The organism is Kocuria sp. U4B, assembly GCF_054875615.1.
The window spans coordinates 220,041-237,980 of the sequence record NZ_CM142180.1 but is presented as its reverse complement, the minus strand read 5'-3'; the positions used below and the strand labels follow the sequence as shown (position 1 = coordinate 237,980).

At 70.7% G+C, this 17,940-nt stretch carries 14 protein-coding genes and 2 pseudogenes; 11 read left to right on the top strand and 5 right to left on the bottom strand.

Annotated features, from left to right (window positions below; all coding sequences use genetic code 11):
• Positions 1-32: 32 nt before the first annotated feature.
• From ACYSMR_RS01120 to ACYSMR_RS01095, 6 genes and pseudogenes are all read left to right on the top strand, one after another.
• Entirely contained in the window at positions 33-1,190 is a 1,158-nt protein-coding gene (locus ACYSMR_RS01120; RefSeq protein ID WP_251334289.1) for an S-(hydroxymethyl)mycothiol dehydrogenase, read from the top strand.
• Entirely contained in the window at positions 1,187-1,942 is a 756-nt protein-coding gene (locus ACYSMR_RS01115) for an MBL fold metallo-hydrolase (protein WP_461747121.1), read from the top strand. Before ACYSMR_RS01120 ends, ACYSMR_RS01115 begins: the two co-directional genes overlap by 4 nt.
• A 139-nt stretch (positions 1,943-2,081) precedes the next feature.
• The gene (locus ACYSMR_RS01110) at positions 2,082-3,167 is read left to right on the top strand and encodes an inositol-3-phosphate synthase (RefSeq protein ID WP_461747120.1); all 1,086 of its coding nucleotides are present in this window, start codon (positions 2,082-2,084) and stop codon (positions 3,165-3,167) included.
• A 346-nt stretch (positions 3,168-3,513) separates the two neighbouring features.
• A pseudogene (gene moaA, locus ACYSMR_RS01105) lies at positions 3,514-4,621 on the top strand (GTP 3',8-cyclase MoaA).
• A 2-nt stretch (positions 4,622-4,623) separates the two neighbouring features.
• The gene (locus tag ACYSMR_RS01100; RefSeq protein ID WP_308222224.1) at positions 4,624-4,893 is read left to right on the top strand and encodes a MoaD/ThiS family protein; all 270 of its coding nucleotides are present in this window, start codon (positions 4,624-4,626) and stop codon (positions 4,891-4,893) included.
• Positions 4,894-4,969: 76 nt separating this feature from the next.
• Positions 4,970-5,290, top strand: a complete 321-nt coding sequence (locus ACYSMR_RS01095; RefSeq protein WP_251334826.1) for a DUF6457 domain-containing protein — start codon at positions 4,970-4,972, stop codon at positions 5,288-5,290.
• Positions 5,291-5,372: 82 nt separating this feature from the next.
• On the opposite strand, the gene ACYSMR_RS01090 is transcribed toward ACYSMR_RS01095, so the two are convergent.
• Both ACYSMR_RS01090 and ACYSMR_RS01085 read right to left on the bottom strand, forming a co-directional pair.
• Positions 5,373-7,727 (bottom strand): FdhF/YdeP family oxidoreductase, encoded by a 2,355-nt coding sequence (locus ACYSMR_RS01090; RefSeq protein ID WP_461748051.1) that lies wholly within the window; start codon positions 7,725-7,727, stop codon positions 5,373-5,375.
• Positions 7,728-7,906: 179 nt separating this feature from the next.
• Positions 7,907-8,278, bottom strand: a complete 372-nt coding sequence (locus tag ACYSMR_RS01085) for a bifunctional 3-phenylpropionate/cinnamic acid dioxygenase ferredoxin subunit (protein WP_461747119.1) — start codon at positions 8,276-8,278, stop codon at positions 7,907-7,909.
• 334 nt (positions 8,279-8,612) lie between these two features.
• Here ACYSMR_RS01085 and ACYSMR_RS01080 point away from each other — a divergent pair, with 334 nt between their 5' ends.
• From ACYSMR_RS01080 to ACYSMR_RS01070, 3 genes and pseudogenes are all read left to right on the top strand, one after another.
• Positions 8,613-9,047 carry an FAD-dependent oxidoreductase gene (locus ACYSMR_RS01080; protein ID WP_461747118.1) on the top strand — a complete coding sequence of 145 codons (435 nt, stop codon included), beginning with the start codon at positions 8,613-8,615 and terminating at the stop codon, positions 9,045-9,047.
• Complete coding sequence (locus ACYSMR_RS01075) at positions 9,041-9,802, top strand: NAD(P)/FAD-dependent oxidoreductase (protein ID WP_461747117.1); 762 nt, start codon at positions 9,041-9,043, stop codon at positions 9,800-9,802. Before ACYSMR_RS01080 ends, ACYSMR_RS01075 begins: the two co-directional genes overlap by 7 nt.
• A 109-nt stretch (positions 9,803-9,911) precedes the next feature.
• Positions 9,912-11,033: pseudogene (locus tag ACYSMR_RS01070) on the top strand (aromatic ring-hydroxylating oxygenase subunit alpha); the annotation flags it as partial.
• A gap of 391 nt (positions 11,034-11,424) precedes the next feature.
• On the opposite strand, the gene ACYSMR_RS01065 reads toward ACYSMR_RS01070, so the two are convergent.
• Positions 11,425-11,739 (bottom strand): hypothetical protein, encoded by a 315-nt coding sequence (locus ACYSMR_RS01065; protein ID WP_461747116.1) that lies wholly within the window; start codon positions 11,737-11,739, stop codon positions 11,425-11,427.
• A 514-nt stretch (positions 11,740-12,253) separates the two neighbouring features.
• Between ACYSMR_RS01065 and ACYSMR_RS01060 the strand changes: the two genes are divergently transcribed.
• Entirely contained in the window at positions 12,254-13,423 is a 1,170-nt protein-coding gene (locus ACYSMR_RS01060; protein ID WP_461747115.1) for a heparan-alpha-glucosaminide N-acetyltransferase domain-containing protein, read from the top strand.
• An 85-nt stretch (positions 13,424-13,508) separates the two neighbouring features.
• On the opposite strand, the gene ACYSMR_RS01055 is transcribed toward ACYSMR_RS01060, so the two are convergent.
• Together ACYSMR_RS01055 and ACYSMR_RS01050 are read right to left on the bottom strand one after the other, a co-directional pair.
• Complete coding sequence (locus ACYSMR_RS01055) at positions 13,509-14,639, bottom strand: sensor histidine kinase (RefSeq protein WP_251333329.1); 1,131 nt, start codon at positions 14,637-14,639, stop codon at positions 13,509-13,511.
• Entirely contained in the window at positions 14,636-15,364 is a 729-nt protein-coding gene (locus ACYSMR_RS01050) for a response regulator (RefSeq protein WP_461747114.1), read from the bottom strand. Before ACYSMR_RS01050 ends, ACYSMR_RS01055 begins: the two co-directional genes overlap by 4 nt.
• Positions 15,365-16,510: 1,146 nt before the next feature.
• Between ACYSMR_RS01050 and ACYSMR_RS01045 the strand changes: the two genes are divergently transcribed.
• Entirely contained in the window at positions 16,511-17,938 is a 1,428-nt protein-coding gene (locus tag ACYSMR_RS01045) for a GntP family permease (protein WP_251333327.1), read from the top strand.
• Positions 17,939-17,940 lie beyond the last annotated feature (2 nt).

Genomic DNA, 17,940 nt, shown 5'->3' with positions numbered 1-17,940 from the left:
ATGAGATCCGAGTCGACCGGGAGGAGCCTGTGATGCACAAGGTTCAGGGTGTGGTGTCCAGGGGCAAGAACCAGCCGGTGAGCGTGGAGACGATTCTGGTGCCTGATCCGGGGCCGGGGGAGGCGTTGGTGGAGGTGCTCACCTGCGGGGTGTGCCAGACCGATCACCACTACGTGGAGGGCGGGGTGGGGGACGACTTCCCGTTCCTGCTCGGTCACGAGGCCTCCGGGATCGTCGCGGCCGTGGGCGAGGGCGTGAGCGACCTCGCCGTGGGGGATGCGGTGATCCTCAACTGGCGGGCGGTGTGCGGGGCGTGCCGGGCGTGCAAGAAGGGCACCCCGTGGTACTGCTTCAACACCCACAACGCCACCACCAAGATGACCTTGGAGGACGGCACGGAGCTGACCCCGGCGCTGGGCATCGGTGCCTTCGCCGAGAAGACCCTGGTGCACGCCGGGCAGTGCACCAAGATCGACGGTGAGCTGGCCCCGGAGCAGTACGCGGCCGTGGGGCTGCTGGGGTGCGGGGTGATGGCCGGGATCGGGGCGGTGCTCAACACCGCGGCCGTGGTCCGCGGGGAGTCGGTGGCGGTGATCGGCTGCGGCGGGGTCGGTACGGCCGCGGTGGCCGGGGCGGTGCTGGCCGGGGCGACGACGATCATCGCGGTGGACCTCGACGAGGAGAAGCTGGCCACCGCGCGGGCGTTCGGGGCCACCCACACGGTGAACTCCCGCACCACCGACCCGGTGGCCGCGATCCGGGAGCTCACGGGCGGGTTCGGCGCCGATGTGGTGATCGACGCCGTCGGGATCGCCGCGACCTTCCGGCAGGGCTTCGAGGCCCGGGATCTGGCCGGGCGGTTGGTGCTGGTGGGGGTCCCGGCCCCGGGCACCAGCTGGGAGATCCCGCTGGACGAGGTCTTCGGGAGGGGCGGGGCGATCAAGTCCGCCTGGTACGGCGACACCCTCCCGTCGCGGGACTTCCCGATGCTGGTGGACCAGTACCGGCTGGGCCGGCTGGATCTGGACGGCTTCGTGTCGGAGCGGATCACCATCGACGGGGTCGAGGCGGCGTTCGAGAAGATGAAGGCCGGGAAGGTGCTGCGCTCCGTCGTGGAGCTCACCCCCGCCCCCGGTTCCACGGCCACGGCCGTGTCGGGGCGGACCGAGCCGGTGGAGGCGACCCGATGAGCGGCGGCGACGTCACCGGGGTGGACCCGGTCCCCGCCCACGACCCCGCCCCGGACGGGCAGCGTGAGCACCGGGCGGACCACGGTGCTGCGGCCCTGCGCACGGACGCGGCCGGGCGGGTGCGCCTGGAGCACCTGGTGACCTCCGGGACGTTCTCCCTGGACGGGGGGACCTGGGAGGTGGAGAACAACGTGTGGATCGTCGGCGACGACCAGGCGTGCCTGGTCATCGACCCCGCCCACGACCCGGCCAAGGTGGTGGAGGCCGTCGGCGGGCGGGAGGTGGCCGCGATCCTGCTCACCCACGGCCACGACGACCACATCCGCGCCGTCAAGGAGGTCGCCGGCCAGGTGGGCGCGCCGATCCATCTGCACCCGGCCGACACGATGCTGTGGGAGCAGGTCTACCCGGCCACCGCCTTCGACGCCGAGATCGCCGACGGGGACACGTTCGAGCTCGGCGGGCTGACCCTGACCGCGGTGCACACCCCGGGGCACTCCCCGGGCTCGGTGTGCTTCACCGCCCCGGGCCTGGGAGCCCACGGGGTGGTGTTCTCCGGGGACACCCTCTTCGCCGGCGGGCCCGGGGCGACGGGGCGGTCCTACTCCGACTTCGACACGATCATCGCCTCCATCCGCGACCGGCTGCTGACCCTGCCCGGGACAACGGAGGTGCTCACCGGCCACGGGGAGCCCACCACCATCGGCGCCGAGGCACCCCACCTGCAGGAATGGATCCACCGCGGCCACTGACGGACCGCTTCCCTGCAGGGCCTTCGACCTCGGTCGAAGGCCCTGCAGGGACCATCAAGCTCTCATACGCCCCTCACCCTTTGAGGCTGCCCCCGCAGGCGCATGGTAGATGCCGCCGACCGTACGACGAAGGAAAACCGTGACCGAGAACCCCATCCGCGTGGCCATTGCCGGCGTGGGCAACTGTGCGTCGTCCCTGATCCAGGGCGTGCACTTCTACGCCGACGCCGACCCCACCACCACCGTGCCCGGGCTGATGCACGTGGTGTTCGGCGACTACCACGTCTCCGACGTGCAGGTCGTGGCCGCCTTCGACGTCGACGCCGCGAAGGTCGGGGCCGATCTGTGCGAGGCGATCACCGCCGGCCAGAACAACACTCTGCTCTTCGCACCCGTTCCGCACACCGGGGTGACCGTGCAGCGCGGGCCCACCCTCGACGGGCTCGGTGCCTACTACCGCGAGGCGATCCAGGAGTCGGAGCAGGAACCGGTGGACGTGGCCGCCGCGCTGCGGGCGGCGCAGGTGGACGTGCTGGTGTCCTACCTGCCGGTGGGCTCGGAGGAGGCCGACCGCTTCTACGCCCAGGCCGCGATCGACGCCGGGGTGGCCTTCGTCAACGCCCTGCCGGTGTTCATCGCCTCCACCCAGGAGTGGGCGGGCAAGTTCACGCACGCCGGGGTGCCGATCGTGGGCGACGACATCAAGTCCCAGATCGGGGCCACCATCACCCACCGGGTGCTGGCGAAGCTCTTCGAGGACCGCGGCTACGTCCTGGACCGCACCTACCAGCTCAACGTGGGCGGGAACATGGACTTCATGAACATGCTCGAACGCACCCGGTTGGAGTCCAAGAAGATCTCCAAGACCCAGGCGGTGACCTCCAACGTGGTCAAGGAGTTCGGGACCAAGGACGTGCACATCGGCCCCTCGGACCACGTGCCGTGGCTGGAGGACCGCAAGTTCGCCTACGTGCGCCTGGAGGGCCACGGCTTCGGCAACGCCCCGATCTCCCTGGAGTACAAGCTGGAGGTCTGGGACTCCCCGAACTCCGCCGGGGTGATCATCGACGCGATCCGGGCGGCGAAGATCGGCCTGGACCGCGGCATCGGCGGCCCCCTGACGTCGGCCTCGGCGTACTTCATGAAGTCCCCGCACATCCAGCAGCCCGACGACCTCGCCCGGGCGAACCTCGAGGCCTTCATCCGCGGCGAGCTCGAACGCTGAGCGCCCCGGATTCGCGGAGGCCTCCCGCAGCGCACAACAGCAGCCGATCGGTCGGCCATGAGCATCCGTGAACCCGTCCTTCTGCAGAAGGAGGACCCTCGGTGACCACCGGCTTGTTCTCGGCGGCTCGGGCGTCCCGGGAAAGTTCTGCGGACGGAAGCTCTCCCGCTCCGTCCCCCGTGACATGGTTCGACGACGAGGAGTGTGCCATTTCTGCCGTGACAGGAAGTACGTGTTCGTACTGCACCGGGCCCGGGAGCGACTGAGTGACGGATCGCGATGTGCGGGCCGGAGCGAGGCCGGGTTCTGGTATGACCGTGCACTGCTGCAGGAAGGATGTGGTGAGATGAGCGTTTCCCTGGGCATTCCGCAGGTCCGTGGTGCCGAGCTGGTGCCCAGTGGTGCTGGGCGCGCGGCGGGACTGGTGGACCGGCATGGGCGCCGGGCCACGGACCTGCGGCTGTCGGTGATCGACAAGTGCAATCTGCGCTGCACCTACTGCATGCCCGCCGCCGGGCTGCCCTGGCTGCCGGCGGCCCAGCGATGTCCCCGGCGGAGATCACCCGGATCGTGGGCATCGCCGTGGACCTGCTGGGGGTCACCGAGCTGCGCCTGACCGGGGGCGAGCCGCTGGTGCGCCCGGACCTGGAGGAGATCGTCGCGGCGGTGGCCACCGCCCATCCGGGGCTGCCGATCTCGCTGACCACCAACGGGATCGGGCTCACCACCCGGGCCGCGGGCCTGGCGGCGGCGGGGCTGGGGCGGATCAACATCTCCCTCGACAGCCTGGACGCGGACACCTTCGCCGCCCTGGCCCGCCGGGACCGGCTCGCCGAGGTCCTGGCGGGGGCGGAGGCCGCGGCGGCGGCCGGGCTGGTCCCGGTGAAGATCAACGCGGTGCTCATGCGCGGGGTCAACGACCACGAGGCCCCCGAGCTGCTGGGCTGGGCGCTGGGGCGCGGGTTCGCGCTGCGGTTCATCGAGCAGATGCCCCTGGACGCCGACCACGGCTGGACCCGCGAGCACCTGGTCACCGCCGCCGAGATCCGCCACCGGCTGGGGCAGCGGTTCCGGCTGGTGGCCCACCCGGGCCCGCGGGCCGGGGCCCCGGCCCAGCTGTGGGAGGTCCACCCCCTGCCCACCGCCACCGGTGAGGCCGGGGGGACGCCGCGCTGGGCACGGTGGGGATCATCGCCTCGGTGACCGAGCCCTTCTGCGACCAGTGCACCCGGACCCGGATCACCGCCGAGGGGCGGGTGCGCTCCTGCCTGTTCTCCCACGAGGAGGTCGACCTGCTGGGGCCGCTGCGGGCCGGGGCGAGCGAGGCGGAGGTGGCCGATCGGTGGCGGGCGGCGATGTGGGCCAAGCCGGCCGCCCACGGGATGGACCGGCCCGGGCTGGGCTCGCCCGGCTACGTGCAGCCGGAGCGTTCGATGAGCGCGATCGGGGGCTGAGCGTGGTGCTGATCCGCTACTTCGCCGCCGCCCGGGCCGCGGCCGGGACCGAGGCGGAGGTCCTGGACCTGGGGCCGGGGGCCGTGGCCCGCCGGGAGGTCGAGGCCTGCCTGGCCGCCCGCCACCGCACCCCGCCGGTGGGGCAGCCGCCGCTGGGGCAGGTCCTGGCCCGCTCCAGCTTCCTGCTCGACGGGGTGGCCTGCCCCGACCCGGACACCCGCGTCCCGGCCGCCGCGACCCTCGACGTCCTGCCCCCCTTCTCCGGCGGCTGAGACTTGGCAGTTCTGTCGAGACACAGGCGGGCTCGCCCTTGAGCCCCCGTTCCATTCCCGACCCGGAGGAGACGTGATGGCTGTGCACGATGGTGGAAGTCTGGAGCTGGACCGGTGGGCCCAGCGGTTGGCTCAGGCGTTGCAGATCCTGGATCTGCAGGTGGACACGCGGGAGATCGTCGCCGTGGCCGAGCGCACCGCGGGGGTGGCCCCGTCGGCGGGGGCGCTCACGGCTTTCTACGTCGGTTATGCCGCGGCCCTCGAGGCGGCCGGGAGCCGGGCGGGCAGGAGCCCGGACGAGGCGGTGCGGGCGGCGGCGGCCACGGCCGTGGGGCTGGCGGGGCAGGGCGCGGCCGGGGGCCCGGACGCGGTCGGCTGGGCGGCCACGGGCCAGTAGCTCTCCCGGGCGCTTCCGTGGTGCGGCCCCTGCCCCTGTGCGGGGGCAGGGGCCGCAGCGTGTGCTGGCCGGGGGGTGGGGGTCAGACGGTGGCGGGGGTGTCGGCCGCCGTGTTCTCCTGCCCGGTGCCGCCGGCGGGGCCGTCGGTGGTGGGTTCGAGGCGGACGATCACGCCCTTGGACACGGGGGTGTTGCTGCCGTGGACGGTGTCGTCCAGGGGCACCAGGACGTTGGCCTCGGGGTAGTAGGCGGCCGCGCAGCCGCGGGCGGAGGGGTAGGCGACGACGCGCCACCGGCGCAGCACCCGGTCCCTGCCGTCGGCGTACTCGCCGTGGACGTCGACGAGCTGCCCGTCGGTGAGGCCGAGCTCGGCGAGGTCGGCGGGATTGACGAAGATCACGTGGCGGCCCTTCTTGATCCCGCGGTAGCGGTCGTTGTAGCCGTAGATGGTGGTGTTGAACTGGTCGTGGGAGCGCAGGGTCTGCAGGATCAGCCGCCCCGGCGGGCAGTGGAGCAGGTCCAGGGCGTTGACGGTCAGCTGGGCCTTGCCGGTGGGGGTGTGGAAGGTGCGGGAGTCGCGGGGTCCGTTGGCCATCACGAACCCGCCGTCCTGGCGGATCCGCTCGTTGTAGTTCTCGCACCCGACCACCACGTGGGAGATGTGCTCGCGGATGAGGTCGTAGTCGGCCTCGAAGCCCTCCCAGTCCGCGGCGAGCTTGTTCCCCAGGGTGGCCCGGGCCAGGCGGGCGATGATGGCGATCTCCGAGAGCAGGTTCTGCCCCACGGGCGGGACCTTGCCCCAGGAGGGGTGCACCGCGGAGGCGGTGTCCTCGACCGAGACGAACTGCTGGCCGGTGGCCTGCACGTCGATCTCGGACCGGCCCAGGGTGGGCAGGATCAGCGCCTCGGTGCCGGTGACCGTGTGGGAGCGGTTGAGCTTGGTGGAGATCTGCACGCTCATCTCCAGGGACTCCATCGCGGCCTCGGTCTCGGCGGTGTCCGACATCGCCGCGGCGAAGTTCCCGCCCAGGGCCACGAAGACCGTCACCTGCCCGTCGCGCATCTGCCGCACCGCCTCCACCGCGTCGGCGCCGTGGTGGCGGGGCGGGTCGAAGGAGAACTCCTGGCCCAGCGCGTCCAGGAACGCCGGGGGCATCTGCTCCCAGATGCCCATGGTGCGGTCGCCCTGGACGTTGGAGTGCCCGCGGATGGGCGAGGCCCCGGCCCCGGGCTTGCCGATGTTGCCGCGCAGCAGCAGCAGGTTGATGATCTCCTTGATCGTGGCCACCCCGTTCTTCTGCTGGGTGACGCCCATGGCCCAGGTGATGATGACCTTCTCCGCCCGGAGGTAGCGGTCGGCGAGCTCGTCGATCTCCGCGGTGGTCAGCCCGGTGGCCGCCAGCACGGTCTGCTCGTCGAGCTCGGCCAGGTGGGCCCGCAGCTGCTCGAGGCCCTCGCAGTGCTGGGCCAGGAACTCGTGGTCGAGCACGGTACCGGGGGCGGCGTCCTCGGCGGCGAGCACCCGCTGGGACACCGCCTGGAGCAGGGCCATGTCCCCGCCGGCGCGGATCTGCAGGAACTGATCGGCCAGATCGGTGCCGCGGCCGATGACGCCCTTGGGCCGCTGCGGGTTCTTGAACCGGCGCAGCCCGGCCTCGGGCAGCGGGTTCACCGCCACGATCTGCCCGCCGTTGTCCTTCAACCGCTCCAGGGCGGTGAGCATCCGCGGGTGGTTGGTGCCCGGGTTCTGCCCGATGATGATCATCAGGTCGCAGTTGAGGTAGTCGTCGTAGCTCACCGTGGACTTGCCCACCCCGAGGGTCTGACCCATTCCCCACCCGGAGGACTCGTGGCACATGTTCGAACAATCCGGCAGGTTGTTGGTCCCCAGCCCGCGCACGAACAGCTGGTAGAGGAACGCCGCCTCGTTGGAGGCCCGTCCGCTGGTGTAGAACGCCGCCTCGTCCGGGGAGTCCAGGTCCCGGAGCTTGCCCGCCACCCGGGCGATCGCCTCCTCCCAGCTGATCGGCCGGTAGTGGTCCTCCCCGGGGGCCTTGTACACCGGCTCGGTGAGCCGGCCCTGCATGCCCAGCCAGTACTCCGAGCGCCCGCGCAGCTCACTGATCGGGTGCTCCGCCCAGAACCGGGAGGACACCGTGACCGGGGTGGCCTCCCACGTCACCGCCTTCGCCCCGTTCTCGCAGTACTCGAACGTGCTGCGGTGACCGGGGTCCGGCCAGGCGCAGCTCATGCAGTCGAACCCGCCCTTCTGGTTCAGGTTCAGCAGCGTCCGCCCGGTCCGCCCCACTCCCATGTGCTCCAGGGCCGGTTCCATCGAGTAGTACACCGCCGGCAACCCCGCCGCCCAGCTCTTGGGCCCATGAACCTCCAGATCCCTCTCGTCGACCTCGTCCACCCGAGGATCCTGCCGCGCCATCATCCACATCCCTTCTCCATCGCTGCTCGCGTCCCGCCCGGCGTCGTCACGGAAGAACAGATCCGGTTGCGCCTGGTGCGGACACGGAAATCATGGGCTTACTGTGCTGCCCGGCCTCGGCGGCGTGTCTGCCACCCACTGCCCTCGAGCGGGGACGGGGCATCTGGCGCACCGAGCGGTCAGCCGCCTTGGGGGTCCTGGGACTCGTGCCCGGTGGCGGTGAGGCCAGGGGGAAGGTTGGGCGCTTCCGTTGATTCATCGACCATGATGTAGCCATCGATCACCTCGACCTTGTGGGTCCGCACGGGCAGCTTGGCCGGGGGTGAGTCGACCGACCCGGTCCGCAGGTCGAACTTCGAGGCGTGCAGCGGGCACTCCACCTCGCAGCCCTCGACCCAGCCGTCGGCCAGGGAGGCGTCCTGGTGGGTGCAGGTGTCGTCGATGGCGAACAGTTCGCCCTCCTCGGTGTGGAACACCGCGATCGGGGGAGAGGTGTCGAGCCGGATGGCGTCACCGGGGGCGAGATCGGTCAGGGCGCAGGCCTTGTGCATCAGAACGGTTCTTTCGGTGGGTTCTGGGAAGAAGCGACACGAGCTCCAGGAAATGGGCTCGCGGTGCGCAACCTATGTCGTAATGCGCAACATTGTCCGGCTCTCGGCGAGGGGTGTCAAGGAATGGCGGGCCGGCGGCGCCGACCGAAACCGAGGAGATCAGGGGGTGCGAAAAAAACGCTCCCCAACTTGACAGCGGTTCGTGACGCGCGTCACGCTAATAATCACATTACGACGCGGGTTGCGTAATACGCGCCCATCCACGGATGAGGATCTCCCGACTCCCGTTGCCGTTTTTCTGTGTTCGCATCCTGAGGCCCGGAAGGGGTTGTTGATGGAGTCGCTGGTCATTGTTGGTGCTTCGCTGGCGGGGTTGTCGGCGGCTCGGGCCGCGCGGCGGCAGGGTTTCACCGGTCGGGTGGTGATCATCGGTGATGATCCGCATCGTCCCTATGATCGTCCGCCGTTGTCGAAGGAGTTCCTCAGCGGGGTGTGCCAGGTGGAGGATCTGGCCCTGGAGAGCGATGAGGAGCAGCTGGCGGCGGAGTGGGTGCTGGGGGTCGCGGCGGTGTCCTTCGACGCGCTGAGCCGTGAGGTGGGTCTGGCCGACGGGCGCAGCGTGCGGGCGGACTATCTGGTGGTGGCCACGGGGGCTTCGGCGCGGGCGCTGCCGGAGCTGGCGGGGCTGGAGAACGTGCTGACGCTGCGGACCCTGGAGGACGCCAGGAAGCTGCGGGCGCTGGTGGCGCGCGGGGGCGTCTGGTGGTGATCGGGGCGGGGTTCATCGGCGCGGAGGTCGCCTCCACCGCGCACGCGCTGGGGTTGCAGGTGACCGTGCTGGAGAAGTCGCCCACCCCGTTGTGCGGGCCGTTGGGGGCGCAGATGGGCTCGGTGGTGGCCGGGCTGCACGACCGGGCCGGGGTGGAGCTGTTGTGCGGGGTCGACATCGCCGGCTACGACATCGACGGTGGTGTGCTCACCGGGGTGCGTCTGGCCGACGGGCGGGTGCTGCCGGCCGATGTGGTGGTCGTGGGCATCGGCGCGGTGCCCAACGTGGGGTGGTTGGAGGGCTCGGGGGTGGAGCTGGGCAACGGGGTGGTGTGCGATGCGGTCGGGCGCACCAGCGTGGCCGGGGTCGTGGCCGTGGGCGACTGCGCGGCGTGGCTGGATCCGCGCACCGGCGCCCACCGGCGGGTCGAGCACTGGACCGGGGCCCTGGAGCGCCCGGCGATCGCGGTGGGGGCGCTGCTGGGCCACGCCGATGCGTCCCTGCCCGTGGAGCAGCCCTATTTCTGGTCCCACCAGTACGGGGCGCGGCTGCAGTTCGTCGGGGACATCGCCGGGGCCGACCGGATCAGCTACGAGCACGGCGGGGAGGGCCAGGAGAGCTTCCTGGCCGTGTACTACGCCGGGGAGGAGCCGGTGGCGGTGCTGGGCTGGAACCAGCCGCGGCTGTTCACCCGCTGGCGCAAGTCCCTGGCCAAGACCGCCACGGCCGTGCCCGTGCAGCGCCTCACCGCCTGAGCCCGCCCCCCTTTTCCCCGCCTGCTGTCCTTTCCTGCGGGCCTGTTGCCTTATCTCTTCCCTGTTTCTCTCTTTTTGTGTTGTGCCTGGATCTACAAGGAGGACCTCTGTGTCGACCAACATCATCTCCGAGTCCCTGATCGCCACCCTGCCCGGGAGCACCTATGTCGACGAGGCCGTGTTCGCCGCCGAGCAGGAGCGCATCTTCGAGCAGATGTGGTTCTGCGCGGTGCGCGCGGCGGATCTGGACAAGCCCGGGGCGTTTCGCACCGTGCAGGTGGGGCGGGAGTCGATCATCATCACCCGCAACCGCAAGCACGGGATCCGGGCGTTCTACAACGTCTGCCGTCACCGCGGGGTGAAGCTGTGCATGGAGGAGACCGGAGAGGCCGGGCGGTCCTTCCAGTGCCCTTACCACGCCTGGACCTATGACTTCGACGGCAAGCTCATCGCCGCCCCGAACCTCACGAAGATGCCCGACATCGATCGTCAGGAGTACGGGCTGGTCACGGTCCCGGTGCGGGAGTACCTGGGGTATGTGTGGGTGTGCCTGGCCGAGGAGCCGCCCTCCTTCGAGGAGGACGTGATGGGTGATATCCAGGAGCGGCTGGGCGACACCCAGGCGATCGAGGGCTATGACGTGGCCAACCTCGCCCTGGGCCGGCGGATCACCTATGACGTGAAGGCCAACTGGAAGCTCATCATCGAGAACTTCATGGAGTGCTACCACTGCGCCACCATCCACCCCGAGCTCACCGAGGTGCTGCCGGAGTTCGCCGACGGGCTGGCCGCGCAGTACTTCGTGGGCCACGGCGCGGAGTTCGGCGAGGACGTGCTGGGCTTCACCGTGGACGGTTCCGAGGGCCTGGAGAAGATCCCGGGCGTGGACGAGGACCACGACCGGCGCTACTACGCGATCACGATCAAGCCCACGGTGTTCGTCAATCTCGTTCCGGACCACGTGATCATCCACCGGATGTTCCCGCTGGCCGCGGACCGCACGATCGTGGAGTGCGACTGGCTCTACCTGCCCTCGGTGGTGGAGTCGGGCAAGGACGTCTCGGCCTCGGTGGAGCTGTTCCACCGGGTCAACCAGCAGGACTTCGACGCCTGCGAGCGCTGCCAGCCGGCCATGGGCTCGAAGGTCTACGCCAAGGGCGGTGTCCTGGTGCCCAGCGAGCACCACATCGGGGCCTTCCACGACTGGGTCCTCGACAAGATCGGCGACGTCGCCACCCCCGCCCCTGACCCCACCCCACCCACCCCCGATGCGGCCGGGTGCCGCGCACGGACTGCTCGTGCGCAGCACCCGGCCGCATCCGGTGCCCGCCCTGCACCCCGCGTTGCTTCGCCAGTGCGGCCGTCTCCACGGCGTTCCCCTGCCCGGCGGTGGGCCCATGACCCATCCGGAACTCGCCTCCACCCGCCACCTTGCGCGGGTCGGACACAGTGGTCGCCCGGAGCTCACCGGAGGGCTCGAGGCGGACGCCCAGCAGGAAGCCCGAGGCTTCGGCAGGTGCTCAGCGGCGTCAGCACAGCCCAGACGGCGACCCGGGGCGCGGTGTGGCGCCGGGGTGGTTCCGCCGTGACGGCCGGACCGTGACGGGGAGGTCATCTGCCCATCACCATGACCGCCGAGAGGACCCCAGCAGCAGAACGGCCAGCATCACCACCGCGACGACGAGCCGTTGCCGCCGACCGTCCAGGACGATGACCGCCACCAGGGCCGGGACCCCGATCCCTGCGGCTGCTCCGGCCGGCAGCGAAAGCGTGTGGCCCAGGAGGACTTCCGGGCGTACGCCGAAGAAGCCGAGGTTGGCCAGGAACAGCGCCAGCAGGCACCCGATGGTGATCGTCACCCCGACCATCCCCGGTACGACGCAGCCCGCGACCCGCAGCGCGGTGCGGTGCCGGGACAGGATGAGGGAGGAGCTCACGGTGCTCCTGGGACCGAGGACGAGGTGGACCTCCAGAGCAGGGACGGGGCGAGGGACGCACGGTGGGGCGCGTCCCGTTCTCGTGCGTGCGACCCCCGGCAAGGGGATGCTTCACCGTCCGTGACCGGTCGTGACGCCCCGCACGGCGTCGTGCGGCCCGATCCGGGAAGGTCTGCGTCGACACCTCGGCAGCCCGTTCGGCCCCACCGGCGGATCCGCCCGACGACCGTGGCCTGCTGGACCGGTGCGGCAGACGACCCCCTCGCGTGCACGGTGTGGCTCGCAGGACTTCACGGAATCTTGAGGATTGCTCAACGGAAGCGCAAGGTGCATCACAGACCCTGAGCGCAGGACGGTCCCGGGGTTCCGGGGCCGCAGACACGGCTCGTGGCCGGGACCCTGGGGGTGCCGGGGCCGGCCTGGCACACCTGGGGGAGTCATGAGTCGGACGTCCAGAACGGAAGGATCCGACCTGGCGGGCGCCGCGGGCGGTGCCCGCAGGTCCTCCAGGCGGTTGGCGGGTGTTGACGCGGCCCGCGGGCTGGCGCTGATCGGGCTGATGGCCGTGCACATCCTGCCCACCGAGGACGAGACGACCGGCGAACCGACCTGGTCGTACATCCTCTTCTCCGGGGACTCGGCGGCCCTGTTCGCCCTGCTGGCCGGGGTGGGACTGGCGCTGAGCTCCGGAGGACGGCACCGGCACCGAGGGCGGGAGCTGGCTGCCGACCGGGTGGCGATGGCCGTGCGGGCGCTCCTGATCGCCGTGGTGGGCCTGTGGATCGGTACGGTGATGCCCGAGGACGCGCCGGCGGACAACATCCTCATCTACTACGGGGTGTTCTTCCTGCTGGCCATCCCCTTCCTCCACCTGGGGCCGAAGGCGCTGTTCGTCTGCGCGGCGGTCTTCTGGATCGTGGGTCCGATGCTGATGCAAGGGCTGAGGGACGTCCTGCCTGCATACACCTCCGACAACCCCACGTTCGCCGATGTGGCGCAGGAACCGGAAGCGACAGCCTCCCAGCTGTTGTTGACCGGCTCGTACCCGGCCCTGTGCTACCTGACGTACCTGCTGGTCGGAATGGGGGTGGGACGGTTGGGCCTGCGCGAGAAGGCGATCCAGATCCGTCTGCTGGTGGTGGGGGTCGGGGTGGCGATCCTCGCCCAGACCACCTCGTATCTCCTGCTCCACGCCCTGGGAGGCTACGCGCGGCTGCTGGAGAGCTCCTCGAGGAACGAGGAGAACCTGGAGGAGGCTCTCCTGTGGGGGCCGGAGGACGAGCTGCCCACCGACACCGCTTGGTGGCTGGTGGTCGACACCCCGCACACCAACACCCCGCTGGCGATCGCCGCCAGCCTGGGCGTCGGGCTGGCAGTGCTGGGCTTCTTCCTGCTGGTTGCACCACGGGCCAGGACCTTGCTCGTGCTCCTGTCGGCGATGGGTGCGATGACGTTGACCCTGTACACCGCCCACCTCGTGGGGCTGTCCTTCGAGGCCCACTACGACCGGCCCTACCTGTGGTTCACCCTCAACCTGGGGGTCAACGTCCTGTTCGCGGTGCTCTGGCAACGCACCCTGGGACAGGGCCCGCTCGAGCGGGCGGTGGGCTGGGCCAGCACGAGGGCCCGCCGGCTGGTGCCGACCGGCCCTGCCGTCACCGGCCATGACCGGAGCACGGGCTGAGAGGCAGTGCCTCACGACTGGACACCGGGGTCGTGGAGACGGACCGCGGCCGGTGTTCGTCGTCCTTCGGCGGCGAACCGGTGGGTCAGCTCGTAGCGGTGTGCCGCGGCAGCCGGACCCGGAAGGCGGCCCCCTGCCCACGTCCGGGACTGGTGGCTTCCAGGGTTCCGCCCTGGGCCTCGACGAGGGCTTTGCTGATGGCCAGTCCCAGCCCGGAGCCGCCGTGGTCGGATTCCCGCCCGGCCTCGGCGCGGTAGAACCGCTGGAAGACGTGCGGCAGGGCCTCGGCAGCGATGCCGTCACCGGTGTCGGTCACCGTGACGGTCACCGACACCGGGTCGAGATCGGTGTGCACGGTGACGCGGCCGCGGGGCGGGGTGTGGCGTAGGGCGTTCTCGATCAGATTGCCCAGGACCTGTCCCATCCGTTCGCCGTCCAGCACGGCCGGGGCCGCCGTCACACCGGCAGCCGCGACGGTGATGTTCTTCTGGGCCGCGAGGGGTTCGACGGCCGCCACCGCCTGCTGGGCCAGGTGCGCCATGTCGACGGTGGTCGGCTGGAGGCGTAGGAGGCCCTCCTCGGCCCGCGTCAGGGCCCGGATGTCCCGGGCCAACCGCTCCAGCCGGGTGATCTGGGCGTGCAGGATGCCGGTGGTCCGCTCGTCCAGGGGCACTACTCCGTCCTCGATGCCCTCCAGATGCCCCTTCAGGCTGGCCAGAGGGGTGCGCATCTCGTGGGCCAGATCCGCCAGCATCTGCCGGCGGGTGGCGTCCACGGCGTTGAGCTTGGCGGCCATGTCGTTGAAGGAGGCCGCCAAGGAATCGAACTCCGGCCCCAGCCCGGCCGAGGGAATCCGCACGTCGTAGTGGCCGGCGGCCACCTGTCGAGCGGCTGCGGTGAAGGAGGCCAGAGATCGGCCGATGGTGCGGTAGAGGTAGAAGCTGAGCAGACCGGCGATGCAGAGGGCCGGAACCGCCCCGACGCCCAAGGCGATGAGGCTGACCGGTCGCAGCGCATCCTCCAGGTGCTCCAGCCCCAACCCGGTGGCCTCCTCCACGTGACCGGCGTCGATGAGCTCGTCGTAGAACATCGTCGGTCCGGCCAGGACGGCCGTCAGCAGTACGATCGCCAGACCGGCCAGCAGGACCGAGATCTGCGCCAGCATCAGCCGCACTGTCAGCGGGCCCCAGGACACGAGGCGGCCCGTGGTGGTCATCGCCCGGTCCCCATCCGGTAGCCGATCCCGCGGATGGTGTGGATGAACCGCGGGCTGGCGGCCTCGTCGCCGAGCTTCTTGCGGATCCGCCCGATGTGCACATCCACCAGGTGGGCGTCCCCGGACCAGTGCGCGTCCCAGACCATCTCCACCAGCTGCCGGCGGGAGAGCACCAGCTGCGGGTGGGCGGCCAGGGCGGCCAGCAGGTCGAACTCGATCCGCGTCAGCTCCACCGCCTTCCCGCCCACACGGACCTGTCGGGCGGCCTCGTCCACCACCAGCTCCCCGATCACCCGGGCCCGGACCGCCGGATCGGACCCGGCCGCGGGCTCGTCGGGACGGGCGCGGCCGCGGGAGCGGCGCAGCATCGCCTGGACCCGGGCCACGAGCTCGCGCGGGCTGAACGGTTTGGTCACGTAGTCGTCCGCGCCCACCGACAGCCCCACGATCTTGTCCACCTCGTCATCACGGGCGGTGAGCATCAGCACGTAGCAGTCCGAGAAGGTCCGCACCTGACGGCACACCTCGATCCCGTCGATCCCGGGCAGACCCAGGTCGAGCACCACCACGTGCGGGGCGAACTCCCGCACCGCGGCCACGGCCTCGCTCCCCTCGTGCCGCACGACCACCTCCAGACCGACCTTGCGCAGGTACCCCTCGACGAGGTCGGCCAGGTCCGTCTCGTCATCGACGACCAGAACGCGCCCGGTCAGCGGATCCGTCATGTCCCCTCCTTGTGGTGATCGCAGTGCAGTGGATCGGCGTCGATCCCCCGGATCCGCGGCGTCGGCTCCGTTGCGAGTGCGGGCCGCTGATCTCCTCAGGGCTCCGTCCGTGGCGCCCTTCGGGGTTCTGCCGGTCCTCCGCTCCTCCAACAGGCTCCTCGCGAGCGCCTGTGGCGGATCCGGCACGCACACGGGGGTCGACGTCGTGGGCGATTCGGTACCCCTCGCGTCCATGATCCCTCTTGTTCCCGTCCTCCCGGGATCCGGGGTGCGCTGTCCGTGAAGGTCGCCGTGAACCGGACCGCAGGAGATGGTTCGCCCTCGGGCGACGGTCGATGTGGTCGGGCGGCTGCTCCCGGTGGTGGTCGGTTCCTCCATGCCGACCATGCCCCATCACGCCCGTCTCGCTGCTCACCCGAATTCTTCGCCGACCTGGCGGGCGAGGCCAGCATGAAGGTCCGGACGCGACAGTCCCTCCCCGCCCCGCTGGGCTCCACGGCACAGGGTTCGACCCCGGGCGGCTCGCGCCTGCCTTCCGCGGTCGGGCCCTCGCGGCGCCGGCGCCGGCGGGGGCGAGGCCCGAGCCCCTGTACGGCGTCCTGGCCGGTGTCGTGGCGGTGGGTCCTGCACCACGAGCGCCCTCCAGCCGGCGCGAGGCCCCACGGCCGCTGGTTCCCGGCGATCCCTGTCCCATGCCCGAGCCCGGTCCTTCGCCAGGGCCGCCCGCGCATCCACCGGCCGGCAGGCAGGTGGTGGTCGAGGGGGCCATGCTGGGGGGGGTCGAGGCACGTCGGCCACCGGGTGGCCGCCGGGCCGAGGCGAAGACCGCGTGAGCTACTTCACTGGCGACTGTTGACAGTGGCTGTGGGGAGACTCACACTGGAGCTATTGGATGTTAACAGTCAACAGCAGTTTTTCAGGATTGTGGCACCCGCCAGGCCACCAAGGCGCGCACGTTCCCGTCCATGAAGCGGCGTTCGAGGCCAGGTGCTCCTCGGGACCTGTCCTCCCGGACGAGGAAGTCCCAGAACCGGCACGGTGCCGCCTGGGGGAACCTGGCCGCCTCCGCCGAGCAAGCATCTGCCCGTCCTGCCCGACCACCGTCCGCCTGCCGGTGCGTCCGGCGCCACCCGTATCGGAGAAGTCATGGACACGATCGTCCTGGTCCATCTCGCCATCGCGGTCATCGGCATCGTCCTGATGATCGTCTGGGCGAAGATCAACCCCGTCGTCGCGCTGGTCGTCGGCGCGCTGTACCTGGGAGTCGCTGCCGGGCTCGGCTTCGAGGGCTCCGTGGCAGCCGTCAACACCGGCTTCGGCGCCCTCATGGCGGAGGTGGGCCTGATCATCGGGTTCGGCGTCATGATCGGCACCACGCTCTCGGCGACCGGCACGATGCAGCGCGTGGTCGACGGCCTGCTGACACTCGTCGGGCCCAAGCGGTCGCCCTATGTCCTCGGCCTCACCTCGGGCATCATCTTCCCGTCGATCTACTTCGACGTCGCCCTGGTCATCCTGGCGCCGATCGCCGGCGCCATCGCCAAGCGGACCGGCAAGAGCATCGCGACCCTGGCCGGCTCGCTGGCCATCGGTCTCGAGGTCGGCCTGCTGATCGTGGTCCCCGGTGTCGCCGCCATCGCGGTCGCCGGTCCGCTCGGGGTGGACATCGGCACCATGCTGCTGTGGGGCATCCCCCTGGGCATCTTCTTCATCGTCTCCAGCATCTTCGTGCACGACCTGCTGATGCGGAGGATCTTCGATCCGGTGAAGGACCGGGAGCACGGCTTCGACGACTCCATCTTCGGGGAGTCGATCGAGGAGGAGCGCGCCCGCCTCGAAGCCCAGCGCGGGACGGGCGTCACCACCGCGGGCACCACCGAGGTCGCCGGCAGCTCGGCGGGCACCGTCGTCGTGACCACCCCGACCCGGCAGATGCCGCTGGCCGTGGCGATGCTCCCCGTCATCGTGCCGATCCTGCTGATCATCCTGGACACGGTCACCGGCATCCTGGGCCAGGAGGTCCCCGTCCTCGGCTTCCTCGGCAGCCCCGTGGTCGCCCTGCTCATCGGCCTGCTCATCGGCATTGCCCTGGCGATCCCCGCCGTCACCCGCAACGGCATCGACGACCTGCTCACCCGGGGCGCCCAGACCTCCGGGTCGATCCTGCTGTTCACCGGCGTTGCCGGGTCTCTGGGGCAGGTGATCACCGAGGTGGGCATCGGCGCGATGATGGCCGCCCTGTTCCAGGCGAACGCCGCGATCCCGGTGCTGCTCACCTGGACGGTGGCCGCGGTCCTGCGCATCGCGCAAGGATCGGCGTCGGTCGCCGCGATCACCGCCGCCACTCTGCTCGCCCCGATCATGGGCTCCATCGACGCCCCGCCGGTCCTCATCCTGCTGGCCGCGGGGACCGGCGCCGCGTTCGGTGCCCACGTCACCGACAACACCTTCTGGATCTTCAAGCAGATGCTCGGATTCACGACCAGGGGAACGTTCAAGATCTACACCCTCGCCCAGTCCACCTTCGCCGTCATCGGCCTGGCCGTGTGCCTGCTGCTCGACGTCATCATCTGAGT

Excerpts from the sequence above, each read along its gene's own strand:
- ACYSMR_RS01080 (WP_461747118.1), top strand. The coding sequence starts at position 8,613 with ATGGAGTCGCTGGTCATTGTTGGTGCTTCGCTGGCGGGGTTGTCGGCG.
- ACYSMR_RS01095 (WP_251334826.1), top strand. The coding sequence starts at position 4,970 with ATGGCTGTGCACGATGGTGGAAGTCTGGAGCTGGACCGGTGGGCCCAG.
- ACYSMR_RS01085 (WP_461747119.1), bottom strand. The coding sequence starts at position 8,278 with ATGCACAAGGCCTGCGCCCTGACCGATCTCGCCCCCGGTGACGCCATC.
- ACYSMR_RS01055 (WP_251333329.1), bottom strand. The coding sequence starts at position 14,639 with ATGACCACCACGGGCCGCCTCGTGTCCTGGGGCCCGCTGACAGTGCGG.
- ACYSMR_RS01045 (WP_251333327.1), top strand. The coding sequence starts at position 16,511 with ATGGACACGATCGTCCTGGTCCATCTCGCCATCGCGGTCATCGGCATC.
- ACYSMR_RS01090 (WP_461748051.1), bottom strand. The coding sequence starts at position 7,727 with ATGGCGCGGCAGGATCCTCGGGTGGACGAGGTCGACGAGAGGGATCTG.
- ACYSMR_RS01050 (WP_461747114.1), bottom strand. The coding sequence starts at position 15,364 with ATGACGGATCCGCTGACCGGGCGCGTTCTGGTCGTCGATGACGAGACG.
- ACYSMR_RS01120 (WP_251334289.1), top strand. The coding sequence starts at position 33 with ATGCACAAGGTTCAGGGTGTGGTGTCCAGGGGCAAGAACCAGCCGGTG.
- ACYSMR_RS01115 (WP_461747121.1), top strand. The coding sequence starts at position 1,187 with ATGAGCGGCGGCGACGTCACCGGGGTGGACCCGGTCCCCGCCCACGAC.